This is a genomic window from Alteromonas lipotrueae (assembly GCF_019249255.1).
GTDB lineage: Bacteria > Pseudomonadota > Gammaproteobacteria > Enterobacterales > Alteromonadaceae > Alteromonas > Alteromonas lipotrueae.
The window spans coordinates 231,579-257,134 of sequence record NZ_JAESDJ010000006.1; the positions used below are offsets into that span (position 1 = coordinate 231,579).

Genomic DNA, 25,556 nt, shown 5'->3' on the forward strand with positions numbered 1-25,556 from the left:
ACGTTATCCTTCGTCCTTCGGATACCACTGGCGCAAATGAATTGGCTTGCCAGGAAGCAATGGGGTAGCGGCTTGTGTGGCGTAGTCGCTAAAGCCTGCTTTAAAAAAGGGTGATAGAGGGTGACCAGACTGCGCCCCAGGCAAGGTTAGAATGGCATCATCTAAATGCCCTGGGCTAACAAAAAAGCGTTCTGACGCGCCGAACGTTGATGATTGAACCGCGGGCATATAGGTATCACCAAAGCCTTCAACGGTATCCATATTAAGCTTATGCCCTACGAAAGGAATTTGTGCGGCAAACGGATGCTTTACCGTAAGCGCGTTAACACGGCCCCAGCGTAAGTCTTCCATATTGGCTTCAATAGGGGAGTGCTCATCTAATAGTGCATGCTTGGCGCGGCGATAGGCATCAACAAGCAAATCATCAAACGATTCAGTACCTTCAGGCAGCCAGCTATCGGGCTGGGTGTGTATTAATTGCCATGTTGCTGGTTCTATACCGCGAAGTAGCGAGCGGCTTTGTACGCCTTGGTTGTCGATGCTAGACAGTATTTTACCAAACAGTTGGCTTACCACTTCTTTGCGAAAATGTTTTACTAGGGTGTAACCCACAGAGTCTTCGCACGCGCATTCACCCCATTTTCGTAGGTAAGCAAGGTCGGCTTTAAATTCAATGTTGTCGTTCAGTAACAAGCCAGAAAGTAACTGCTGCCATGGAAGTAGAAATTGTGCGTGATTGTCTAATTGAATAGCGTAGAAGTCGTTTTCGTTAAAGGTATCTTTTTCAAATAAGCGATCTCTTATTTGCTGGCCTCTGGCACCAAGGGCATAACCACCATCGCCCAATCTTGCTACGTCATTGGCGGAAATTACCCGCGCATTGGCTGTCCATATTCTGTCGCTGCTTGGGTTTTTCACTACCGGAAGGTTGGTGGTGCGTGAGGGCGCTATTGGCGCAACGGTGCTTTCGTCAACGGCGGTAAACGAAGCTTGCTCTCTATGCATTACTGCGCCGCCGGGTAACCATGCTGTGCTGCCAGAATCATCTACTATCACCATATTTTGGGTAGGAATAGCAATATCTTTACCTACGGCAATAGCATCGTCTACGGTATTCGCCGTGCCCATTTCAACAATAGCAAGGTTTACCGCAAAAGGATGATGTGCCACCCAATTTAACGCGTAGCGCTTACCGTTAACGAGTTTTACCGGACCGTATTCGCTTATTTCTAGCGTGTAGGTATGCGACACCGCTTTACTTACTATTACCTCATCTACCATTTTTGTCGGGGTATCGTCGGCAAGTGCTATCCAATCTAGGTTGTCTAAGTTGGCATTCGTGAAGCCCCACGCTACTTTGTTGTTGGTGCCAACTATCACGCCGGGTAATCCAGGGAGTGATACGCCGGTTACCGACACACTTGTAGCGGATGTACTTTTAGCCAATAAATCAGAGCTTGGGTAGGTGTCGCCTACCGAGCTTCGGTGTGTGTCTTTGTAATTAAGCTGTGTGCGATACCAAATAATAGGTACACGTAAACCTAGGTGCATATCATTAGCCAGTAAACCACTGCCAGTTGCCGTAAGGTTTCCGGTAACCGCCCAATTGTTACTGCCTATATCTGGTAGCTCTTCAGCGTTGTAAGACTGTAGTGATACTTCTGAAATAGTAGGGGGGCCAGAATTATAATTGCTGCCACTAGGTTTAGGTGCTTGCTCAGATGGGCTACTTTTAGATGGGCTAGGCTCAGGTGAAGGCTCAAATGTAGGTTCAGACAAAACCGGCTCAGATATTATAGGATAAGGCGGTACGTCGGCGTGGTAAAGCGCCAATTCACTGCCATCCAATGCGGCTTGATAACGGCTGGGCTGGGTAATGAAATTGTATAGCGGCGTGCCGTAGGTTTCTTTTAAGGCCGTGCGGGCTAAATCAATTTCAATTTGGCTGCCTTGTAAATCTAAATACATGCTGTAGGCCACCAAGATACTGTCGGTAGGCTGCCAGGGTGATAGTGTTAACCCAGCTGCAATGTATTCAAAGGGGGGCACGGTATATTCGTCTAGCGCAGCATTTACCCCATGAGAGTAACTCACAAGCAATTGTTTTTGTGTAAGTGGCAGACTATCGAAAACGGCTGCAGCGCGTTCTGAGAACTGGTGAAAACGGGCATTTTTATCAATATCTAGCGCCACATCACCTACCCATTCTGCCAACCGACCCGACGCGCTTCTGCGTTGTAAATCCATTTGAAAGAAACGGTCTTGGCCGTGGGCAAAGCCTAGGGCATAAGCCGCATCGAATTTATCTTGCGCATTAATCACCGCGTGACCCATAGAGTCGCGGGCAAGTGTTGCGGGCGCGGTAATGCGAGACGTGGCGTGATTACCGTCTAATGTGGGTAAACTTAGGTGCAACGCCATGTAAACGCCACCCAGTGCTAAAACGACTAATGCAATTGCACCAAAAACCAACCACTTAATCCAATTTAACACGTGTATTACTCCATTTTTTTCTCTATCCTAACCACACTACCCACAAATTTGAAGTGATGTTTTATGACACGTTTGCGAGAAACACGATGGGCCCGTTAATGCTTGACTGTCAGGCAGAACGTTTATTGCCTGAAGAGAGAGAGAAACTAGCACATCCTGTGGTGGGCGGCGTCATACTATTTAGCCGTAATTATTACGATTGCCAGCAACTTACGCAGTTGGTAAAAGAAATTCGAGAAAGTGCCCAAAGGCCTTTGTTAATAGCGGTCGATCACGAAGGGGGCAGGGTACAACGCTTTCGTGAAGGTTTTACAAAGCTACCTGCTATGGGTAAGTTAACGGGGTTGGTACAGGCGCAAGCAGCAGGTAAAGATATCGACTGGGCAGATTTACTGGAAATAGAGCCGGAAGCAGAAGAGACAATAGTCAACGAAGCCACGCTAGAACTAGCTAAAGCCTGCGGCACAATTATGGCCCATGAGCTAAAGCAGATAGACATCGATTTTAGTTTTGCCCCTGTACTTGATATTAACGGTGTATCGAAAGTGATTGGCGACAGAGCCTTCGCTGAAACCGCAGAAAAGGTGATTCCCTTAGCCACAGCACTTATAGAAGGCTTACAGGTTGCCAATATGCCAGCTATTGGAAAACATTTTCCTGGGCATGGCAGTGTGGCCCCCGATTCTCATGTGGCGTTACCGGTAGACGAAAGACCGCTTGAAGAAATTAAACAAACTGATATGGTTGTTTTTGAAAGACTAATTTCTAAACAGTTGCTAGATGGCGTAATGCCAGCACACGTTATTTATTCACAAGTTGATAGCAAGCCAGCCGGTTTTTCCGAGCACTGGTTACAAAAAATATTAAAGCAAGACTTGGGGTTTAATGGCGCAGTGTTCTCTGACGATCTGTCTATGCACGGTGCCAGTGTTGCCGGAAATTATGTCGATCGTGCTATGGCTGCATTATCGGCAGGTTGCCATATGGTATTGGCATGTAATAACCCGAAAGGGGCAGAGTCTATTTTAGATGCTCTGCCGCATTCAAATGATACTTTCGAGGCTTTAACCTCACTTTACGGGCGCAAACCAGCTGTGCATGCCAGTGCAGCTTATGAAAACGCATTAAAGGTGTTGTCGCGCTATGGAACCGGTTAAACCGAAACTAATAATAATATCCTTGGTTAGCGCAGTTGCTCTGTATGGAGTGCTGTTGTTTGTAGGTCTGTCACATATTATGGCCATTAGTGCCGCCATTACTGTGCTGGTGGCCATGCTGTGGGTTACCGAGGCATTGCATATCGCGTTGCCCGCACTCATTCCTTTCTTCGCCTTTCCTATGGCGGGGGTTATTAGCTATCAAGAAGCTGCATCGGCGTTAGGTAATCACGTTATCTTGTTGCTGATGGGCGCGTTTATGCTGTCTAAGTCGCTAGAAAAATCGGGCGTACATCAACGTTTAGCGGTTTACCTTATTCGGTTAACTGGGGCTAACAGTGCCCGCAGGCTGGTATTTGGCTTTATGTTTACTTCGGCCATTTTAAGTATGTGGATTTCAAACACCGCCACCACGCTTATGTTACTGCCCATAGCGCTAGCCATTATTCATGCATCTAATTCGCCCAAACTGGGTGTAGCTGTGTTGCTGGGTATTGCTTACGCTGCCAGTGTGGGCGGTGTGGGTACGCCTATTGGTACACCACCCAATATTATTTTTATGAGTGTGTATCAGCAAAGCACGGGCACAGAAATTAGTTTTATTAACTGGATGAAAACCGGAGTGCCTATTGTATTGGTAGCATTGCCCTTAATGGCGTTGTGGTTAACCCGGCATTTAAAAGGCGAGAAAACCGGTGGGTTACCCGATGTTGGCCCTTGGCGAAGTGCAGAAGCGAGGGTGCTATTGGTATTTAGTTTTGTGGCCATGGCGTGGGTATTTAGGCCATATTGGACAGCGTGGTTCGGTATGGATTTTGTGGGCGACAGCACCATAGCCTTAGCGGGTGTGGTACTAATGTGCGTTATTCCCAACGGAGAGCGCGAAGTTACGCCTTCTGGCAGCAAACAAGGCTACTTGCTTGACTGGAATACCGCGCAGCAAATTCCTTGGGGAATGCTGCTGGTGTTTGCTGGGGGCATTTGCTTGGCGCAAGCGTTTACCGCGTCGGGCTTAAGTGAATTACTGGGGCAGGGCTTAACGGGCTTAGCCGTATTACCTTTATTCTTATTGGTTTTAGTGCTGTGCTTGTCGGTAAGCTTTGTAACAGAAATCACATCAAATACGGCTACTGCTACCTTATTAATGCCAATATTGGCCAGCGCGGCGGTGGCTATAGAGGTCGATCCGCTTATTCTCATGATGCCAGCAGCCATCAGTGCAAGCTGCGCGTTTATGATGCCAGTGGCAACCCCCGTAAACGCCATTGTGTATAGCAGTGGTGAGCTTACGGTGAAAACCATGGTGCGCGAGGGCGTAGTACTGAATATTATTGTGGCGTTTGTGGTCACCGCTGGTGTGCTGTTAACGCGAACTTAAACGGCTACTTCATCGAACCCTGCTTCTGCATTTAAAAAGCGGGCGAAGGTAAACAAGTAATCAGACAGCCTGTTTAAATAAGCGGGCACTACGGCAGGTACATCGTAGTGCTTAGATAGCACTATTACGGCCCGTTCAGCACGTCGGCATACAGCACGGCATACATGGCTTTGCGCCGCCGCTTTGCTGCCACCAGGCAGTACAAACGTGGTTTGCGGCCCCAAGGTGGCCGTCATTTTATCAATATCACTTTCAAGCTTTACAACATCGTCTTGCGTTAGGGTAGAACTGGCTGAAATAGCAAAGCCAGCTTGAAACAAGTTTCGCTGAATAGTGTAAATATCTTCTTTTAAATGCAAGGCTACCATAGCGGCCAATAGCCCCAAGTGGCTGTTTAGTTCATCAATATCACCGTAGCTTTGTACTACCGCATCATCTTTTTCGACTCTTACTGGCTTGTCGGCATAAATCTGAGTACTGCCTTTGTCGCCCGAACGGGTATAAATTTTCATGCTGGTCTTTAATCCTTTTTCTTGCCTTTTAAAAGCCTAGTCTTCAAGAGCGTAGTCTATAAAAAAGCTTTGCTTCTAAAAGCTTACTCTTCAGGCGCGGTTGGGCGTTTGTAACGGCGAATTTGTACCACCATGCCAAATAAGGGGTGATCAAAATAATGAAGCTGGTTGCTTATTACGCGGCGCTGTTCACTAAAGGGTAACGACACTAATTGATACTCCGGCGTAGCGTTGGCGGAAACATGGCTAGCGCTGACATTTTCATTGTTGCTGTTTATGCTACTAATAGAGCTAGATGAGCTGGCTGCCGCTTGTCCTTCAACAGGAATAGGCTGGCGATAGAAAAGCTCGCTATCGATATGTAAATAGGGCACACGGTTTATGTATTTTAAAAATACCTTCATGTTGCCATCTACTTTCCAAATAGGCGCGCGAAATGCGGCGCTTATATTACTTTCATCGGCATCGTCGATAACATCGGCGTTATCTAACGCCAATAAATCTTTAAACAATATGGGCGCCGGGCTAGCAAGGCGTGCATCTAAATCGTAGAAGAAGTCGCTTGTTATAGTTTCGGTGCTGCTGGTATTCAACCCAAGTGGTTGGCTGTTACCTTGGTAATCATTTAACCCGCCAGTCGCACTAACACCACTGGTGGTAGAATCTAAACGTTGAATTTTTTCTTCTAAATTCTGATAGCTGTTTTCATCGAGGCCATTTTCATTGAAGCTGTTTGAACCAGAGGTGCCAGAGATTGACGCGGTGCTGCCAAAGCGCAAAGGTGGCTGCGGCGGGCGCTGTACGCCTTCTTGGTCAAACTCATCTGAAAAATTGTTACCGGCAAAAAGGCGAACGTTAAAGGCTTCGTCTTTACCAAATTTTACAGGTTGGCGCCACGTTACATGTAACAAACGCGTTAGGTCGCGGTTTTGCCTAATTTGACGTGACAACGACGTCATTTCTTGTGCGTTCTTAGTTAATAAATGGGCATGGCTAGCTAATGGCCAATCGCTGCCTTCAGGAGTGATTGGCAGCTCTTTGGGCGCTGGTAAACGGTTGTCGGGGCGATGAATATGCCATTTACTGTCGTAGTAACTTAACCAGGGTTTGTGCACCACGCAATACGGCTGGTTAGGTACAGTAACGGTTTCTGTTTCATCTAACCCCAGAAATTCTGCCCAATAACCGGCAATTTCTTCTGCCGATAAGCCATTTCCTGATAAATCGTCATTTGATAACGCGTCGGTTGAAGCCTGTGTGCCCATTAATGATTGGGAGCCCAGTTCATCGGCAAAGTTGGTTTGAGTAGATTGGGGGTGATTTGAATCGGTATCTTCAGATATTACCTTCGATGTCTGGTTTGTTGCTTGCGCAAGCGATTGCCCAGATACATAGTCTGAAGAACTTGATAGTGCATTCGCTTCACTTGAGGCATTGGCAAAATAATCGAATTCAGGCCACTCAAGGGTGTTAGTTTCACCACAAACCGCTATGCCTTGTTTTAGCATGTTAATGTCGGGGGTAATAACCGCGCCTATTACATCGGCATCGGTAGCAGGAACGGCTAATGAATCAGCTAAATCGAACTGTTCTTCAAGGGCAGACATTGCCACCTTTCTTTCAAAAACAATAACTTCAACATCGAACCACCAGTCGTCATTTGCCAACAACGGGGTAGAAGCCAATACAGCAAGTAGTGGGCTCCAACGAAAAAACCTCATGTTATCGCGACTCCTTTGCAAGGTCGGCAATGATATCGCTAATAAACGCAATACGCGCTTTTGCAGTATCAGTCTGTTTTACTAAACGCAGTTTCTGGCTGCCTTCAAATTTGAAAGTGTTTGGCTTGGTTTGTACAAGCTTAATAATATAGCCAGGGTCAACCTTGGTGGTATCTTTAAATTCTATGGTACCGCCTTGTGATGACAAGTCTACTTTAAGCACGCCAATGGCTTCTGCTTTTATTTTTATTTCGGCTACTTCTACTAAGTTTTTAGCGGGTTCCGGTAGTAAACCAAAACGATCGATACATTCTACTTGGAATTCGTCTATATCGTCTTGGTTTTTACAGCTGGCTAAACGTTTATACAGCGAAAGCCTGGTATTGACGTCGGCAATATAATCATCTGGCAGTAAAGCAGGAATGCGAAGCTCTACTTCGGTGTGGCCTGCCATGGCGTCGTCTAACGAAGGTTCTTTACCTTCTTTCAGTGATGTTACCGCTCTATCTAGCATGTCCATATACAGGCTGAAGCCTATGCTGGCAATTTGGCCAGATTGGTCGTCGCCCAATAATTCACCTGCACCACGAATTTCAAGGTCGTGGGTGGCTAACGCGAACCCTGCACCTAAATCTTCCAATTTCGATATGGCGTCTAATCGCTTCGCCGCATCTTTGGTCATGCGTTTAGGATGGGGTGTGAGTAAATACGCGTAAGCTTGATGGTGCGAGCGACCCACACGGCCACGTAGTTGGTGCAGTTGGGCTAGGCCTAAATGATCGGCTCTGTCCATAATAATGGTGTTGGCACTGGGCACATCAATACCGGTTTCAATAATGGTGGTACACACCAACACGTTGTAGCGCTGGTGGTAGAAGTCGCTCATTACGCTTTCCAGTTCCCGTTCGCGCATTTGGCCGTGACCCATTGCAATACGCGCTTCAGGTACAATTTCGGCAATTTCTTCAGCGGTTCTGGCAATAGTATCTACTTCGTTATGAAGGAAGTACACCTGTCCACCACGTAGAATTTCCCGCATTATCGCTTCACGAATAGTAGCTTTGTTGCGTTGTTGCACGAAGGTTTTAATGGATAAACGCCTTGCTGGCGCGGTAGCAATAATCGATAAATCGCGCATGCCAGACATGGCCATATTCAGCGTACGTGGTATAGGCGTGGCAGTAAGGGTCAGAATATCTACGTCGGCACGCAGCGATTTTAGCTTCTCTTTTTGACGTACCCCGAAACGGTGCTCTTCATCGATGATCACCAAGCCTAAATCACTGAATTTAATGTCGTTCGACAGCAGCTTGTGCGTACCTACTACAATGTCTACTTTGCCTTCGTCAAGGCGCTGCATGGTTTCTTTCTGGACTTTGGCGCTAACAAATCGGCTCATGACTTCAATTTCAAACGGCCATGCGGCAAAGCGATCTTTAAAGTTTTCGTGATGCTGTTGGGCAAGTAGGGTAGTGGGCACCAAAATAGCCACTTGTTTACCTTGGTTCGCAGCTAAAAACGCCGCGCGCATGGCCACTTCGGTTTTACCGAAGCCTACGTCGCCGCACACCAATCTGTCCATGGCTTGCGGGCTGCCCATGTCGTGAATAACCGCCGCAATGGCTTGTGCCTGATCGGGTGTTTCTTCGAACGGGAAGCTGTCGGCGAATTTTTGGTATTCGTCCCAGTCAATATTGTACGCAAAGCCTGGTTTAGCGGCACGACGTGCGTATACATCAAGCAGTTCTGCGGCCACGTCGCGTACTTTTTCAGCGGCTTTTTGTTTCGCTTTGCTCCATGCATCAGAGCCTAGTGAATTAAGCGGCGCATGATCGGCATCGCCGCCCGTATAACGAGAAATAAAGTGTAACGACGCCACTGGCACATACAGCTTGGCCTGTTTAGCGTATTCAATGCACAAGTATTCAGTGGTAACGCCACCGGCATCTAGGGTTTGCATGCCAATGTAACGGCCCACACCATGATCTAAATGCACAACTGGCTGGCCGGTGGTAAGCTCGGCCAAGTTGCGAATAATGGCGCTTTCGTCAGTGGCGGAGCGTTTGTCGCGGCGTCGGCGTTGGCTAACTTTGTGACCTAATAGCTCGGTTTCCGTGATAAATAGCAGTTCACCACTGTCACTTCGCCAGTTAAAGCTATTTTCAACCATTCCCACGGTAATGCCGATATTGTCGCTACCACTAACAAAAGTATTGAACGATTCCGCCGCTTTGGGCTTAATGCCCGCTTTTTGCAATACGGTAAGTAGCCCTTCACGGCGGCCTTGGGTTTCAGCGCAAAACAGTACCTTGGCACCGCGCTTTTTGGCGTTGTTTATCGTGGCAATTAATTGTTCAGCCGGTACTTTCTTTTGCGTGTTAATGGCAATGTCGTCAAGCTTGTTGCAGCCTAAATTCACGCTACCGGGTTTCTCTTCAATCACGTCTTGGGTTAGGGTTACCCGCGGCCACTGTTTAATTGCACCGAATAAGGTATTTATCGGTAAAAATAAATCTTCAGGTGGCAACAATGGCCTTGCTGGGTTGTATCTATGCTGTTCGTAACGTTCTTGAATATCGGCCCAGAAAAATTCGCTGGCATCTTGCACATCGCCGTGTAACAACAGCACACTTTTGGGGTGTAGGTAGTCGAAGAGCGTAGCCGTTTTATCGAAAAACAACGGCAAGTAGTACTCAACCCCGCTGGGCATAGTGCCTTTAGTGACTTGGGAAAATACCGATTCTGAGGCGTTGTTTGCGTCAAACTTTTCTAAAAAGCGCTGACGAAAAAGGGTGATAGATTCTTTATCGGTAGGGAATTCTCTTGCCGGCAGCAGTTTTATCTTTTCAACCGCATCACCAGAACGCTGGGTTTCGGTATCGAAAAAGCGGATAGAGTCTACTTCGTCATCGAACAAATCAATACGAAATGGCTTGTCGCTGCCCATGGGGAATAAGTCGATAATACTGCCGCGTACCGAAAATTCGCTATGGCTCATCACCTGGCTAACGTGCAAATAGCCTGCTTGTTCTAGGTTTCGCCTGAATTGGTCTCTATCAAGGGTGTCTCCCTTATTCAACATTAGCAAATATTTGGCGAGATAATCAGTAGGCGCCAAACGTTGCATTAACGTGTTTACCGGCACAATGAAAATGCCATTTACCTGCTGCGTGAAGCGGTATAAGGTTTCTAAACGCTGCGAGACAATATCTTGATGCGGTGAAAACGAATCGTAGGGTAGGGTTTCCCAATCGGGGAAAACCGTAATAGGTACGTTGCTTTGTTCTGCACTGGTTTTGGCGCCAGCATTGGGCATAAAGAACGCTAACTCTTTTTCTAATTTTAGCGCCGAAGGTGTGTCGGCAGTTACCAGCACAATGGGGCCGTTGTATTGAGCTTGTGCTTGCGTAATGCAAAGTGCCGCGCTGCTACCTTGTAATTGACCCCATTGCTTGTGGTCTTGTACAGAGGCAGATTTTTTCTGGGTCGGCAAAGGCAAAGATAAAAGAGTTGCTGTCATGTCGTCCTTTAAACTACATATTCGGTTTAAGTGTGTTGCTGGCTTTTTCTTTAGCGCTAGGCTCCGGTAGCCTTTTCTTGTGCTCGTTTTTTCAATTGCTGAGTTTGCAAATGCAAGCTGGCACGAACAAGCAATTCTTGATCTTGCTCTCGGATGCTATTGAAAATAAAAGCTATATGGTAGCTATCCTCGACGTTCTCGCAAGTAATAACTTCCCCGTAGCAAAATATTGCGGCCGCTTCAGTATCAAGAAATAATTTGAGTTCAGCTTGGCTGCCAATTTCCATGGCAGTTGGGCTTTTAATAATAACGCCACCGCCACCGAGCTTTATTGTGCTAAAACGATGATCTGGTTCATCTTGCTGGTGTAAAATAAATGACATCATTAAATCTATCTTGCGAGCTTGGTGATTTAAATATTCAGCTAAGGATTCAGCATGGTCGCTTAAATGACGTAACGGGCGAAGTGCTTGGGCTTCAATGCTGGCCATTTCGCTAGCTACACGAAATGCGTAGGGCATGGCTTGCTCTAAACCCGCTTCAGAAGGCACGGTTTCACCTTCAGCAAGTGGCTTCACGTTAATGTTAACGCTGTGCTGAATAGAGAAATATTCATCGAACTGGGCTTTTTTTTCTTCTAGGCTTAGGTTTTCCATCATATCTCCCGCCACTTATCTTGTACGGCCAGTAGCTTACACGTAGTATACGCACTTTACTATTTTGAGATTGCCCCGTCATCACACCTTTGGACTAAGCGCGCATTATGTACTTTCCTCTTCCCGCTTTTATCGCTTATCGGTATGCGAAATCTGGCCCGGCGCAGTCGTCTAGCCAAAATAGCTTTGTTTCCTTTATAAATCGCTTTTCGGTAGCAGGTATTGCCCTTGGCCTAACGGCGCTTATTATTGTGCTTTCTGTAATGAATGGCTTTGAAGCCCAATTGAAACAGCGCATTTTGGGTATAGTGCCGCATATTGAAATTAATGCGCCTATTGAAGAAAGCGTTGTAATGGGCTTGCCCAATGTGGTGGCAAGTATGCCGTTTCGAGAAGCCGAAGCGGTAGTGCAGTCTCGTTCAGATTTACGTGGTGTACAGTTACATGGTGTGCAAGCAGACAGCATGTTGCAGCACACTATGGTTGCTCACGAAATGCAGCAGGGTAATTTTGCAAGCCTAACTGACGGTAGCTACAACGCCATTATTGGCAGGGCGTTGTCTATGCAATTAAATGTGCGTGCTGGCGACAAACTTCGGGTAATGGTAGCTGGAGCCAGTGTTTACACGCCATTTGGTCGCATGCCAAGCCAACGGTTGGTGACTATTTCAGGCGTATTCGATATGGGCTCGCAAATGGATGACAAAGTTATTTATATGCAGCTTGATGATGTGAACCGTTTACTGCGAGATGTTTCAGGTAAAAACACGGCCACTCGATTATTTTTAGACGATGCGTTTTTGTATCAAGACACGCTGAAGCCTATTGTTGAGGCTGATTTGCCTGTACGTACATGGCGAGAGCGCCAAGGACCTTTGTTCGACGCTGTAAAAATGGAAAAGAACATGATGTTCCTAATGCTGCTGTTAATTATAGCCGTGGCAGCGTTTAATTTGGTTTCATCGTTAGTGATGGTGGTGTCGGAAAAGCAAGGCGACATTGCAGTACTTCAAACCCAAGGCATGTTGCCTAGCACCATTATGACGGTGTTTGTATTAAACGGGCTGTTCAATGGCGTAAAGGGCGCGGGTATAGGATTGGTGGCTGGTGTGGTGGTGACTTTACTACTAAACCCCGTCATGAGTTTTTTGAATGTACCTATTGCGCTATCGTCAGACGGGCAAGGGTTACCTATTGATATGCACTGGTTGCAGATAGTTTCTGTAACGCTATTTTCATTGCTACTTTGCATTGTTGCGAGTATTTACCCTGCTAGGCGTGCCATGAAAACGCAACCTTCGCAAGCTCTTCAAAACGAATAAGTTAGTGAATTTGCCGTGCAAATTGCGGCAGAATTCACTATAATCGCGGTCTTTAAATTTCGGCCAGTGAGACGTCATGAACAAGAATTTTATCACCTCGCAAGCGTTGCTTCAGGATTCCTTTCGTTTAGCAGCAAAGGTGTATGATGACGGGTTTCGCCCCGATTTCATCATTGGTATTTGGCGCGGTGGTGCACCTATCGGCATAGCGGTACAAGAATTTTTTGAGTTTAAAGACTATTCTACCGACCACATTGCGGTGCGTACTTCTTCTTACTATGGCATTAATAAGCAATCTAAAGAAATTCGTGTTCACGGTTTACACTACTTGGTGGAAAACGCAGACGCAGAACATAAGCTACTTATTGTTGATGATGTTTTCGATTCGGGCCGCAGTGTAGATGCGCTTATTCAGCAAATTCGCAAATTGATGCGTTTGAATATGCCAAAAGACATTCGTATTGCATGTCCATGGTACAAGCCTCAGAACAACACAACTGATATTGTGCCTGATTACTACGTAAACGAAAGTGATGAGTGGTTAGTATTCCCGCATGAAATCGCTGGGTTAAGCGAAGAAGAAATTCGCGAAGGCAAAGGTGAACTAGCCGACGTTATGGATATTTTGTTCGACAAAAAGTAAGCGCAACGCGCTAGCTATTACAAAGACACCCATTGTAAAACCGCCAACCAGGCGGTTTTTTTGTGCCTGTAATTATCAAGACACCCACGTTAATTCGACATTCTTCTTACTAAGACACCCACGTTATTTCGATATTCTTTTATCGAGACACCCATGTTATTTCGAAGCAATTTGGGGGGGACATCCATCGTTCATTTTATCAATATAGGGTGGGTGTCTTCGTAATTTTTAACGCTTTAAACGTGGGTGTCTCTATAAGGTGTTTATTAAATAGGGTGGATGTCCACATAATTCATTAACGTTTTGAGGTGGGTGTCTTCGTAACGTTCTTCGTAACGTTCTTTCATAACGCTCAGGCGAAAAACGTGGATGTCCATGTAATTTTGTTGAGTTTAATGATGGGTGTCTCGTTAATGGTGAGACGAAAAAACATGGGTGTCTTATTTAGTTTGGGTGTCTTGTTTAGTTATTGCTTAGTTATCGAAATAAAACTTATCGTGGAAGGTGTAAACCCACGTGGGTTGATAGATGACGAGCAGAGTAATTGCCATACCGTTCAGCAAGGCTTCTGGAAACACTAAAAGTGGAATGAGTAGTACAAAATTATCGTAAATAACATCCCACGTATAAATGCCTTCAATGAAGTAATAACCTGCAAGTGCGCCGGTTTTAAGAGCAATGCTGAGTGCGCCTGGAAAGAAAGCGCACACAAAAATATAAACGAACAGTTGGCGGGGGAGATGGTGAAACGACACTAAATACACAAAGTAGGTTACCGCGACAGGGAGCATAACACCTAATACGCCGTTTACGCCTATGGTGTGCCACTGTGCAAAACCAGCGGCGGTAGCACCCAATAAAGCAAGGGTGCCGGCCAGAATGGCGTAACGAAATCCGAGCATGAGTGTAACCACACTTAAACCAACAAAATGAACATCTAGCCCTTCAAAAATGCCCACTTTGAAGATCCAAAACGCGAACAACGCGGCAGCGCTACCAAACAACAGGTGCTGTTGGTGCTTGTCGCCCATTAGGCCTATAACAGAAATTTGTTTAATAACCCCAACTAGGGTTAAACAATATAAAGTAAGGCCAAGCCACTGTAGCGTTGTCACACACTCTCCGATACTTATCTACTGTAGATTTCTTATTGACTATACGTCGCCCAAATAGGTGCATGATCAGACGGTTTTTCAATACCGCGAAGTTCATAATCTATTCCGGCATCACTCAATCGTTTATGCATAGAAGGGGTAGCCAAAATAAGATCAATACGAAGACCACGATTATCATTAAAACCTTTCGAACGATAATCGAACCACGAGTACCTGTCGGTAGTGTCTGGGTTCAATGTTCTAAAGCTGTCTTCAAAGCCCCAATCCATCAGTGTGTTCAACCACACTCTTTCTTCGGGTAAAAAGCTACATTTGCCCGTACGCAACCAACGTTTTTTATTCTCTTCGCCAATGCCAATATCTGAATCGGTATGTGAGATGTTCACATCGCCCATCACAATGACATTTTCATCAGGAGTATGGTGGGTGTCTAGATAGGTCATTAGATCTTTATAGAACTTACGTTTTGCTGGGTATTTAGTTTCGTGCTTTTCGTTTTCGCCTTGCGGGAAATAACCATTTAATACGGTTACTGGCTGGCCGTCGTGGTCTGTGGTTTTCAATATAATCATGCGACGCTGCGCATCTTCTTCATCAGTAGGGAAGCCCATAAGCACAGACTCAGGCTCTTTTTTCGCTAAAAATGCCACCCCATAGTGACTCTTTTGACCATGAAAATAAACGTGATAACCCATCGCTTCAACGGCTTCAACAGGAAACTGTTCGTTATGAACTTTTATTTCCTGTAGGCCAATAATGTCGGGCTGATGCGCATCTATTAATGCTTGGAGCTGGTGAAGGCGGGCGCGAATGCCATTGATATTAAATGAGATTACTTTCATAAGGGCTTCTTAAAAAACGGAATTGATGAATTCTAACAGAATGCTTGGTTTAACTTAATGTCTGTGGGGGCAAAGTTGTGCTTTTTCCTAACAAAATAAGATGATCAAACCAAAGATTAGCATCATTAATGATAGCCACACTTAACGTTTCGCAATTCTGGCTTTCAACCTGGTTACCCTCAATCATTGCGGGTAATAAACGTGCTACTTCTTGCTTGAATTCGGGCCAAGCCTTGGCCTGTTTTGCCATAGTTTGATAGTAATGCGTAGGAAAACCGTAGTCTGCCTTTTCAAGTCTACGGCTAATAATATTGGCGCCCATCGATGAACCTAACCACACATACATTGCAGAAATTGTGGCAGATAGTGATGTTTCAAAACTGGGGAAGCTTACCGTTTCTAATTCTGTGGTTCGCTTAGCGTCGGTTGAACTTAACCGTGCCAAATCGTTATCAAGTGCTGTTAGCACTTGTTGGGCTTCAAACTGCTCTGCAAGTGGCTTAAGTGTAGGGTACTTTTCAATAGCGTGGTTAATGACTAACTTGCAGTGCTGATGAAATTCTCGCATTACATAAAGTACGCGGTGGTAATTTTCTGAATGATTTTCGTGTTTTTCACTGCCATTTAGCCCCATCATATTATGAAAAAGTGCAAAGGGTACGCTGTGCTCTAGTTCGTCATGTTTACTGTGGGTTTTTATCTTTAAATCGCTAAATAGGTTTTGCATGAAGTTTTAAGCTTTGCGTTTTTTAATAAAAGGCAGATGTAATTTACTACCGTGAATATAGATTGCTAATGTACAAGAAGCATGTGGAGTGCATTATGAAACCCAGCTTAAAACTCAAGATAAGGTGACATATATTTGCTCGCAATAATATTAGTCGCAGGAGATGTTTTCAACTTGAATTTATAAGATTAAAGAGACTTTGGTATTTGGCGGGGCTGCTTGCAAAGGGTATACTTGGCGCCTCTTAACTATAAGGTAATTTTTTGTGTTTCCAGATACTGTAACCGCGACACTAAACGATACTGTGCTAGCACAAGCGAAAAGTTTGTCTGCTGAAGACCGACAAATGCTAGTGATCAGCTACGTACCCAAAGCGAAAGAAATTTGGCTAATCCAAGGTACAGAAGGCTTTGTCATGCTGGAAGACAACGACATTACTCGATTGCCAGTATTTCCTCACAATAACTTAGCGCAGGCATGGTTAGACGACAACCACATTACGGGTACTTGCGTGGCAGTGCCGTTTAATGAGTTTACCGAGACTTGGTTACCTGGCCTCACTAAAAATGGGGTGGAATTGGTAATGTTTCCTACTTCTGCCGATGCCGAAAACTTAGTAATGACAGCAGAAGAGCTAAGCGCCGAATTTAGCGCAGATGCTAGTGCCTAGCTGTTGGACTCAGCTTTCTGAAGATGTTGATATGAATTACAACGCTGTAACCCCACAACGATGACAGAATCTACGCAACTGTTGCCGCTAGGGCAAACCGTGGCTGCGGCAAAAGGGTGGGATGGCGCCACTCGCGCCATTATGCTGGCTGGCAAGCAGCTGTTGGCTTTACCAGAGTCGGCACGCACTGAAGACTCATTGGTACCGGGTTGTGAAAGTAAAGTATGGGTAGCGTGTACGCCTGCACAAAACACGGGCGACCTTGTAATTGCGGCTTACTCACCCAGTAAAATTATTCGCGGCGTGCTGGCGGTACTACTAGAAAAAGCAAATAGCCTTTCAGATGAACAAAGAAAGGCGTACGATTTTGAGCAATACATGAACGCGTGTAATTTGCAGCGCCATTTAAGCCAGTCTAGAGGCAATGGTATTTTAAGTGTATTGCGCCGCTTAAATACGCTATAAGTTTTGGTTTTTAGCTTCAATCCACTGCGACATGTATTTACTCGCATTCAAGGTTTGATGCCATAGCAGCCCTTGCAGAAACAAGGTCTTGCGATGTGCATCTACATCTGTAGCTATAATGGCAACCCGTTCGCTTAAGGTTTCATTCTCTTTGGCACCTTCAAAAGCGTTAAACAACGTTAGCCCTAACTTACTTGCTGACGACCAGTCCTCTTCGCTGCTGTAAAGTCTAGCGGCGTGTTTCGCGAACTCTTCTGGGGTATTGCAAATTGCCCCTCCCCATGTAGCATGGTGTGCTGTTTCGGCAATACCCTCCGCACCTACCCAAGTTGTCAGGGTAGGGGTTTCACATCGCATGGCTTCTAGTATTTTACCTTTAATACCAGCACCAAAGCGCAGCGGTGCAATGAGCAGCCGTGCGTTAGCAATAACATCGTGTGCATTTTCAGCCCAGCCATCAAGGTAAAACCCATTCTTGGGGTTATGCAACTGCGTGGCTTTTTTGGGCGGATAGGCACCATAAATATGTAAATTTGCTTGAGGGAGCACCTTTTTTATAGCAGGCCAAACGGTTTGCTTGAGCTGTAATACTGCATCCCAATTTGGCGCATGACGAAAATTACCAATGGTGACAATGTCGGTGCGTTCATCAAAGTTTGGTGATTTATCATTTATTGGCGCTACATTAAGAGGATGGTAATAAAGCTGTTTTTTGGGAACCTGATAATGGTCGGTAAGTAGTGCGTACTCGGTGCGAGAAATGACCAAAGTAAGGTCGCAACGTAATATGGCGGCAATTTCCCGCTGAGCCAAAGGCGAATTGTAGTCGGCCTCTTTCGCGGCACTGGCTATGTGCGCTAAAAGAGGAGACCCGGAAGCTTCTTTGGATGCCCTTAGTGTCTTATCTTGTGCTTTAACGGCGTCGTGTCTGGCTTGCCGCAAACTGTGTAAATCTTCGGTGTTTAAAATACGAATAGCAGAAGGGCATGTGTCTTTTACTCGCCAAGAAAATTGCTCTTCGGTCATGTATCGGTCGAAAATAACGATATCAGGCGATAGTTTGGCAATTCGTTCATTAAAGCTACTGCAATTGAGTGCAACCGCTTCACTGCTTACGCCTAGGTTATCTAGATCAGCTTTATGAATACTGTCTGTTGCCGCGGTCATAAAAGTAACGTTATGGCCGTAGCTTAGAAACTGTTTAATTAAGGCCAGCATATTTTGACCAGCGGCGGAGGAATTGGGTTCAGGCCACACGTAGCCAATGACTAAAACCTGCATTATGCCTTGTGACATTCCTCCTGACATTCCCTCTGACATTAGTTACCTGTGCTTAAATGTGTAAAGCGCGAAATAGTAGCACAGCAGGAAATAAAGAAAATGAAACTCTATCGCGGATAAAAGTGCTTAAAACCTTCTGCTTTTAAGGGGGAACCCCTATTGGGACTGAATAAAATGTAAGGTAATTTATCGCATACTATACGAAAGTTAATGAATTCTGATTAGCTAGGCTAAATAATCGCGCTATAATGAAGCTAGTAGTGAAAAAGCCAATCATGTTTTATAGTTACCGTTTTTATTTTAAGGCTTGATTGCGAAATACCCTCTTCTAAATAGAGTAGGTTATATCAGGAGCGTATACCTAAATGACCCTACAAGATATTATTAGTAACGCGAGTACGTTGTTCGTGCTACCTGACTCTGTGACGCGTTTAAAAGCTTGCATGGATGACGGAGCATCTAATATTGATGATATCGCTGATATCATCTCTTTTGACCCTTCGTTAGCCACACAGCTTTTAAGAGTGGCAAATTCAGCGTTATACCGTTTCCCTAATAAAATAGATACCATCACTAAAGCGCTACAAGTAGTAGGTACGCGCTCTACTTACGACCTAGCACTTGCTTTTGGTGTTAGCCAAGCTTTCAAAGAGGTAGATGGCCAAGTTATCGACTTAGATAAATTTTGGGAGCAAAGTGTTTCTTGTGGTCTATTAGCAAAATACTTTGCTGAAATGCGAAATATCAGAGAGCCGGAACGCTTATTTGTTGCGGGCTTACTTCATAATATTGGTGAGTTGGTTGTATTGGCTATGTTGCCAGATAGCGCGAAACGTTGTCAGGCGTTTAACGCAAGAGTAAGCCCTGCTGAACTGCAAGCTGGGGTGATGGGGTACACATTTACGAACGTGTCTGCGGGGATCATCAAAGAGTGGGGTATCCCTGAAACAATTTATAAGCCTATTTCAAATATACACGGCGACAACAGCAACACTTCTGATGTTGAAGAGCAGATTTTGCAGTTGTCATACGTGTTGGCTTTAGATAACGTGAATTCAGAAATTTATCCTAGCTACAATAACTTAAAACCTGAGTTACATGAGAGTTTATCGCTAAATCGCGACGACTTAGAAGATGCATTGGATATTACTAACCTGCAGTGTATTTCAGTTATTTCCTTGTTCAACCCTAACGCGTTTATGCTTTATTAACGAAAAAGGGCGTACTCTTTTATGCAGTACGCCCTTTTTATGCTCTCGTTTTTTCAGTGCCTTTTAGCTAAAAACTTCTCTGCCAAGCACCTTGTTTAAATGCTCATTGCCTAATTAGTCAAAAATTGCCACGGTTTGGCGACTGATCGCAATAACTTCATTGTCTTTATCCCAAATAGTCGCTTCAGTATGCCCATAGCCATCTTCTGCCTGACGGGTATGTGCTTGGTAAGCAAACCAGTCTGTAGGGTCTACCTGCTTATGCGGATGGATAAACTCCAGATTCCAACTAACGGTACTGGCAGGGGCAGGTAACTTCATCATTTGTAACAGCGTGGGCGGCCAAGCATCAATCATGGTAATGATGTGTGCATCGGTTATCTGCGCGGGTGGTTTTTTAAAACGCATGTGCCCATGGTAAAAACTGCTCTTTTTACGGGTGAAAGGGATGCCACCCTTATCGATAGCTAAATCGAAATGACGTAAAAACTTAGGGGTTACCTTTGGAATTTGTGGTATGAATTTACCTTTGGTGGGGGCAGGCATGTCATGGATGTCTTGGTTTTCTACCTTAATGCCTGATTTTCTGCCAATACCAAAGCAGGCTTGCACGAACACGCAACTTTTCCCATTTTGCTTTGCATGGGCGGTATATTGAGATACGTTTTTGCCCTCACGCAATAAGGTCACTTCAATCGAAAATGGCGTATCTGGCGAAAGGGGGCCCACAAAGTTCGTTGTGAATGAACGTAGCACCCGTTCGTCACTGACTTTTTGACGAATAGCGCTGTACGCCATGCCTGCTGAGATGCCGCCGAATGCTGTACGCCCTTGCGCCCAAATACTGGGAATAATGAGGTTATCTACTTTCCAGTGATTTTCAGAAAGTGCCTCTAAAGAAGAAAGAGTTAAAAGCTCGTCTACCGTCATGCTGTTTGTCTGGTCTGATGAGTAAGGGTGCTGATATCCTACCTTAAGCTCAAGCTAACAGAAAGCCTAGGCTAACATTCCTTTTTATATTTACAAATAACTAACAATAAGTTGTCAATCTTTTAACCTGCCGCGTAGACTGAGTTTTCATTGAATTTAAAGGGAATGATATGGCCCATAGTCAGGTTCAAACGGCACCAGTAGAGAAAGCGGATACATCCCGCGCCTACAGAAACTACGTGTTAGTGATACTAACGCTGGTTTATGCATTTAATTTTATTGATAGACAGATCATAGGTATCCTTTCTCCATTCATTAAAGCTGATTTGGGTTTAGATGACGCACAGTTAGGCTTATTAAAGGGCGTTTATTTCGCCATTCTTTATACTGTGGTGGGCATCCCTATAGCGTGGCTTGCCGATCGGTATAGTCGTGTGAATATCATTGCTATCTCGCTTACCCTATGGAGTGGCTTTACCGCCGCCTCAGGGCTTGCCATGAACTACACTCAGCTGGCACTGGCCAGAATTGGTGTAGGTATTGGTGAAGCAGGGGGCAGCCCACCTTCACACAGTATTATTTCCGACCTATTTCCTAAAGAAAAGCGTGCGGGCGCATTGGCGGTGTACTCATTGGGTATTCCATTTGGCGTGATGTTGGCATTCTTTGCTTCTGCATTTTTCTTACAAGGCGGTTCTGCTGATTGGCGTACCGTAATGATAAGTGTGGGTTTACCGGGTGTAATATTAGCACTATTGCTGAAGTTTACGGTGAAAGAGCCAAAACGTACCGAGTCAGTACAAACGGATGACGCTGAAAAGCCCAGTGTTTCAGCTTCACTTAAAACCTTATTGAAGATTCCAACGTGGTGGGGTATGGCGTTAGGTATTTCCTTTGGCTCGTTCGGTAACTACGCCATTTCGACTTGGATCATCGATTATTATGTACGTGCCTTTGCAGGGCTAGATATTACCCAGTTGCTTATTGCGTTCGGTATTATCAATGGTTCTGCTTATGCATTAGGCGTGTGGCTTGGTGGTTATATTGCCGATAGGTGGGGTAAACAAAATAAGAAAGCGTATGCGTTGTTACCTGCTATTGCGCTAATTATAGGTGTACCAGCGTTGTATTTCTCGCTTCAAGTTAACGACTTATGGTTGTCGGTAGGGTTAATGACATTCTTGTTGTTTACCAGTGGTTCCTATTTAGGCCCAAGCTTTGCCATGGCGCAAACCCTTGCACCTATTAACGTTCGTGCAATGTCTACTGCATTGTTTTTCTTTGTATTGAACATAATTGCATTGGGCGGCGGGCCAACGATTACCGGTATTATTAGCCAGGCGTTAGTGCCTTCATTGGGCGAAGTTGAAGCCCTTCGTCAGTCTTTACTGTATTTGATTGTGCCTTATGCGCTTTCTATTATCGTGTTCTTATGGACCAGTACTAAAATTGTTAAAGATTGGGAGATGGCAGAGTCGAGAGGGCTGTAGTACTATCTTCTTCATAAATAACATGTTGTTTTGATAAAGGGCTGGTTTACCAGCCCTTACTTTTCTCTCTTTGCTATTGCTAATTGTAGCTTTGACATCGCTTTTCATGAAGGAGTATTTCATTGTCGAAAACCGATATTAGTTTTCACTTTGCGCATGCAAATGGATTTCCTGCAGGTAGTTATAACGCGCTTTTTTCTTCATTACCTGAGAATTTTCACCGTCTTCATGTCGACAGGTTTGGTCACGACCCTCAATTGCCAGTAAATGCGAATTGGCGCAATCAAGTTAATGAGCTTATTAAACACGTAAAAGCCGAAAACACCGACAGTAGAGGTGTTTATGCGGTAGGGCATTCTTTTGGTGCGGTGATTTCATACATGGCAGCCTGCGAGGAGCCCAGCTTGTTCCGAGGGCTTATCATGCTTGACCCTCCGTTAGTGATGGGGCCCATGAGTTACTTTTTTCGCTTTGCAAAGAAGACGCCGTTAATTAATAAATTAACCCCAGCAAAGCTAGCTGAAACGCGAAATACGCAATGGCCATCTCATATTGATATGGAAGCGTATTTTCAAGGAAAAGCGTTGTTTCGTAATATGGATAAGCGGTGTATTCGTGATTATGTAAAGCATGTAACCCACACTAAAGGTGAGCTGACATCGCTAACATTTAAAGCCGAGGTTGAAGCATCGCTATTTCGCAATGTACCGCATAATTTAGGTAAGTATAAAGGCAAGTTGAAGTGCCCAGCTTTGCTGGTAACGGCTAAAGATGGCGAGGTGTGCAGACCGGCTATGTACGAAAGGTTAATTCAACATAACAACATTGATCATACTGAATTCAATGGTGGGCATATGTTCCCTTTAGAACACCCAGAAGCAGTGGCTGAATTGATTTCAACCACCATTTCAAAATGGAATAACTAACCTTTAGTTCGGGGATAGGCCGCCAACAGGTTGGCCTAGCATTTCTCGTGTAACTAACACCACGCCTTTTTCAGAAACACGGAATCCTCGTGCTCTATCATCATCATGGTTGTAGCCGATGACGGTACCTTCTGGAATAACGCAACCTCTATCAAGCAACACTTTTCTTAGCTTACAATTACGCATAATTTCAACATCAGGCAAAATTACGGCATCTTCTATAAGCCCGTACGAGTGCACTCTTACGTTCGAGAAGCAAATTGTGCCGCGAAGGGTTGAACCAGAAATAATACAGCCGCCAGACACAACCGAATTAATCGCTTCACCGCGTCTGTCGTGGTCTTCCCACACAAATTTTGCAGGTGGCAATTGTTCTTGGTAGGTCCAGATGGGCCACTTTTGATCGTACAAATTAAGCTGTGGAACGGGCGCCACCATCTCCATATTGGCTTCCCAAAATGAATCAATGGTACCTACATCGCGCCAATAGGCATCGCCACCACCGGTGCTTTCAAATTCAAACGCATACACGGGGTGATCTTTGATTATTGACGGAATAATGTCTTTACCAAAATCACGCTGTGAGCCAGAGGTTTCAGCGTCTCTTCGTAATTGTTCGAAAAGAAACTCAGTATCGAAAACATAGTTACCCATTGACGCTAGGCATCGGCTATCATCGCCAGGCAATGGAGCAGGGTTTTCAGGTTTCTCTGCAAAACCGTTAATACGGAAATTTTCATCTACCGACATCACGCCAAATGCCCCAGCCGCTTCTTCGATAGGGACCGACATACATGACACCGTCATTTTAGCGCCACTTTCAACATGACGAGCTAGCATAGTACCGTAATCCATACGATAGATATGGTCGCCAGATAAAATCATTACGTACTTGGGGAGTTCGTCTCGAATAATGTCGATATTTTGGAATACTGCATCGGCGGTACCTTCGTACCAACTATCTGAGAATCGCTGAGAAGCGGGTAGTATTTCTACTGACTCGCCAAGTTCCTTTTTGAAGTGCCCCCAACCGCGTACTAAATGTCTTATCAATGAATGCGACTTGTATTGGGTTACTACACCAACACGTCTAATGCCTGAATTAATACAATTCGACAGCGGGAAATCAATAATCCTAAACTTACCGCCAAAATAGAGTGCAGGTTTTGCACGCCATGTTGTTAGTTCATGCAAACGTGAGCCTCGTCCTCCAGCTAATATCAGTGCATAGGTATCGCGAGTCAGATTACTAATATAGCGTGAACTGTTATCTGCCATGTCCTCGTTCTCCATTTTTTGAGACACAATCTTCCGGTGTCGATGAATGTGTAAAAACCATAATTCATACCGATTGCACTAGGGCGTTGTAAGTAGAATATTGCCCTTGAAAATTAGGTTTTATGATAACCTAACTTCATATTACACAAGAATAAATATAAAGCCACGGCGTTTTACTGAACAATGTAAAAAAAACGTTATAATTATCTTAAGGGATTTTTTATGTCTTCTACTACCCCAGTTATTTTTGACCACGATGGTGGTATCGACGATTTATTATCGCTATTACTTTTGCTGCGTTTGCCTAATATAAATGTGGTAGGTGTCACCATTACGCCAGCCGACTGCTACCCCGATGATGCATTACTGAGTACTCGCAAAATTCTTACGTTAACGGGCAATACCCATATTCCCGTGAGTGTAGGGCAGTTAACTGGTCCAAATCCATTTCCGCCTGAATGGCGCGCTCAGCCTAAAATGTGCCATGCTACACCTACGATGTTGCGTACCCCTCACGATGAAGTGAAGGTGGAAAGCAAGGCCGCTCATGAATGGATACAAAGTGCGTTAACAAATGCTGCGTCGCCAGTTACTGTATTAATGACAGGCCCAGCTACCAATTTAGCCGCCGCGTTTACCCAAAATCCAGACCTAGTCGATAAGGTGCGGAAGGCAGTGTGGATGGGAGGTGCCGTGAAGGTTAAAGGTAATGTGGCTATGCATGATCATGACGGCTCTGCAGAATGGAATGCATATTGGGATCCTAAAGCCACCAAAGTACTGGTAGATAGTGGCGTTAACCTGATATTGGTACCTTTAGATGCCACCAACGATTTGCCAGTTAGTTGGGATTTTTTACAGCAACTTGCTGTAAAAAATACGCCAGTCTCAGACCTGTCTGGTCAATTCTGGGCGTCTACGGTAACGTCTATTCCATCTTATGAGTTTACGTATTTTTTATGGGATATTCTTTCTACCTGTATTTTAGCATTGCCAGAAGACAAGCTAAGTATTGAAACCGGTCAGGTTGCGGTAAGTACAACGACGCCGAATGCTGGTCAAACCTTCCCGTGTGAGAATGCAGGGAGTCGAATTTCTTGGGTGGCTAGTGTTGATGCTGATTACGTCCGGGAAATGGTGCTGTATTATTTGAGCGGAGAATTTTGTCAATCACCAGTGCCATTTGTTAAATAATTGTTATATATTTCTAGTCCTATGT

Annotated in this window: 21 protein-coding genes; 10 read left to right on the forward strand and 11 right to left on the reverse strand. The window is 45.0% G+C overall.

Annotation, left to right across the window (positions count from 1 at the left end):
• Positions 1-3: 3 nt before the first annotated feature.
• Positions 4-2,493, reverse strand: a complete 2,490-nt coding sequence (locus tag KYS23_RS10850) for a penicillin acylase family protein (protein ID WP_218418627.1) — start codon at positions 2,491-2,493, stop codon at positions 4-6.
• Between the two features lie 98 nt (positions 2,494-2,591).
• Between KYS23_RS10850 and nagZ the strand changes: the two genes are divergently transcribed.
• On the forward strand, positions 2,592-3,650 hold the full coding sequence (nagZ, locus tag KYS23_RS10855; protein ID WP_232370624.1) for a beta-N-acetylhexosaminidase: 1,059 nt from the start codon (positions 2,592-2,594) through the stop codon (positions 3,648-3,650).
• Entirely contained in the window at positions 3,637-5,028 is a 1,392-nt protein-coding gene (locus KYS23_RS10860) for an SLC13 family permease (protein WP_159530971.1), read from the forward strand. Before nagZ ends, KYS23_RS10860 begins: the two co-directional genes overlap by 14 nt.
• Here KYS23_RS10860 and KYS23_RS10865 read toward each other — a convergent pair.
• The 4 genes from KYS23_RS10865 to KYS23_RS10880 all read right to left on the reverse strand — a co-directional run bounded on the left by KYS23_RS10865 (position 5,025) and on the right by KYS23_RS10880 (position 11,437).
• Positions 5,025-5,540 (reverse strand): cob(I)yrinic acid a,c-diamide adenosyltransferase, encoded by a 516-nt coding sequence (locus KYS23_RS10865; RefSeq protein WP_218397018.1) that lies wholly within the window; start codon positions 5,538-5,540, stop codon positions 5,025-5,027. The genes KYS23_RS10860 and KYS23_RS10865 overlap by 4 nt on opposite strands.
• Before the next feature lie 83 nt (positions 5,541-5,623).
• A complete protein-coding gene (locus KYS23_RS10870; protein WP_218418630.1) occupies positions 5,624-7,261 on the reverse strand; it encodes a CsiV family protein in 1,638 nt (545 codons plus the stop codon).
• 1 nt (position 7,262) lies between these two features.
• Complete coding sequence (mfd, locus tag KYS23_RS10875; protein WP_218418631.1) at positions 7,263-10,781, reverse strand: transcription-repair coupling factor; 3,519 nt, start codon at positions 10,779-10,781, stop codon at positions 7,263-7,265.
• A 56-nt stretch (positions 10,782-10,837) separates the two neighbouring features.
• Positions 10,838-11,437 carry a PilZ domain-containing protein gene (locus KYS23_RS10880; RefSeq protein WP_159534551.1) on the reverse strand — a complete coding sequence of 200 codons (600 nt, stop codon included), beginning with the start codon at positions 11,435-11,437 and terminating at the stop codon, positions 10,838-10,840.
• 107 nt (positions 11,438-11,544) lie between these two features.
• On the opposite strand from KYS23_RS10880, the gene KYS23_RS10885 reads away from it, so the two are divergent.
• Complete coding sequence (locus tag KYS23_RS10885) at positions 11,545-12,759, forward strand: lipoprotein-releasing ABC transporter permease subunit (RefSeq protein WP_218418633.1); 1,215 nt, start codon at positions 11,545-11,547, stop codon at positions 12,757-12,759.
• A gap of 76 nt (positions 12,760-12,835) precedes the next feature.
• Positions 12,836-13,402, forward strand: a complete 567-nt coding sequence (locus KYS23_RS10890) for a phosphoribosyltransferase (RefSeq protein WP_013784537.1) — start codon at positions 12,836-12,838, stop codon at positions 13,400-13,402.
• A gap of 473 nt (positions 13,403-13,875) precedes the next feature.
• On the opposite strand, the gene KYS23_RS10895 is transcribed toward KYS23_RS10890, so the two are convergent.
• Genes KYS23_RS10895 through KYS23_RS10905 form a run of 3 tightly spaced genes read right to left on the reverse strand, consistent with a single transcriptional unit; the run spans position 13,876 to position 16,086 of the window.
• The gene (locus tag KYS23_RS10895) at positions 13,876-14,517 is read right to left on the reverse strand and encodes an energy-coupling factor ABC transporter permease (RefSeq protein WP_159530961.1); all 642 of its coding nucleotides are present in this window, start codon (positions 14,515-14,517) and stop codon (positions 13,876-13,878) included.
• 32 nt (positions 14,518-14,549) lie between these two features.
• Positions 14,550-15,359 (reverse strand): exodeoxyribonuclease III, encoded by an 810-nt coding sequence (gene xthA / locus KYS23_RS10900; RefSeq protein ID WP_159530959.1) that lies wholly within the window; start codon positions 15,357-15,359, stop codon positions 14,550-14,552.
• Positions 15,360-15,408: 49 nt separating this feature from the next.
• Positions 15,409-16,086, reverse strand: coding sequence for a heme oxygenase-like domain-containing protein (locus KYS23_RS10905; RefSeq protein ID WP_218397015.1), 678 nt, complete (start codon positions 16,084-16,086; stop codon positions 15,409-15,411).
• A 265-nt stretch (positions 16,087-16,351) separates the two neighbouring features.
• Here KYS23_RS10905 and KYS23_RS10910 point away from each other — a divergent pair, with 265 nt between their 5' ends.
• Both KYS23_RS10910 and KYS23_RS10915 read left to right on the forward strand, forming a co-directional pair.
• Positions 16,352-16,756, forward strand: a complete 405-nt coding sequence (locus tag KYS23_RS10910) for a DUF2750 domain-containing protein (protein ID WP_159530955.1) — start codon at positions 16,352-16,354, stop codon at positions 16,754-16,756.
• A 60-nt stretch (positions 16,757-16,816) separates the two neighbouring features.
• On the forward strand, positions 16,817-17,221 hold the full coding sequence (locus KYS23_RS10915; RefSeq protein WP_159530953.1) for a SufE family protein: 405 nt from the start codon (positions 16,817-16,819) through the stop codon (positions 17,219-17,221).
• Here KYS23_RS10915 and KYS23_RS10920 read toward each other — a convergent pair.
• Positions 17,216-18,505 (reverse strand): glycosyltransferase, encoded by a 1,290-nt coding sequence (locus KYS23_RS10920; RefSeq protein ID WP_201299298.1) that lies wholly within the window; start codon positions 18,503-18,505, stop codon positions 17,216-17,218. The genes KYS23_RS10915 and KYS23_RS10920 overlap by 6 nt on opposite strands.
• 362 nt (positions 18,506-18,867) lie before the next feature.
• Between KYS23_RS10920 and KYS23_RS10925 the strand changes: the two genes are divergently transcribed.
• Positions 18,868-19,713 (forward strand): HDOD domain-containing protein, encoded by an 846-nt coding sequence (locus tag KYS23_RS10925; RefSeq protein ID WP_159530951.1) that lies wholly within the window; start codon positions 18,868-18,870, stop codon positions 19,711-19,713.
• 114 nt (positions 19,714-19,827) lie between these two features.
• Here KYS23_RS10925 and KYS23_RS10930 read toward each other — a convergent pair whose 3' ends face one another.
• On the reverse strand, positions 19,828-20,643 hold the full coding sequence (locus KYS23_RS10930) for an acyl-CoA thioesterase (protein ID WP_218418635.1): 816 nt from the start codon (positions 20,641-20,643) through the stop codon (positions 19,828-19,830).
• 170 nt (positions 20,644-20,813) lie between these two features.
• Between KYS23_RS10930 and KYS23_RS10935 the strand changes: the two genes are divergently transcribed.
• Positions 20,814-22,133, forward strand: coding sequence for a spinster family MFS transporter (locus tag KYS23_RS10935; RefSeq protein ID WP_126873697.1), 1,320 nt, complete (start codon positions 20,814-20,816; stop codon positions 22,131-22,133).
• A gap of 122 nt (positions 22,134-22,255) precedes the next feature.
• On the forward strand, positions 22,256-23,059 hold the full coding sequence (locus tag KYS23_RS10940) for an alpha/beta fold hydrolase (RefSeq protein ID WP_159530947.1): 804 nt from the start codon (positions 22,256-22,258) through the stop codon (positions 23,057-23,059).
• Positions 23,060-23,062: 3 nt separating this feature from the next.
• Here the strand turns inward: KYS23_RS10940 and glgC are convergent, their stop codons facing one another.
• On the reverse strand, positions 23,063-24,337 hold the full coding sequence (gene glgC / locus KYS23_RS10945; protein ID WP_159530945.1) for a glucose-1-phosphate adenylyltransferase: 1,275 nt from the start codon (positions 24,335-24,337) through the stop codon (positions 23,063-23,065).
• Positions 24,338-24,559: 222 nt separating this feature from the next.
• Between glgC and KYS23_RS10950 the strand changes: the two genes are divergently transcribed.
• Positions 24,560-25,531 carry a nucleoside hydrolase gene (locus tag KYS23_RS10950; protein ID WP_159530943.1) on the forward strand — a complete coding sequence of 324 codons (972 nt, stop codon included), beginning with the start codon at positions 24,560-24,562 and terminating at the stop codon, positions 25,529-25,531.
• The last annotated feature ends 25 nt before the right edge of the window (positions 25,532-25,556 follow it).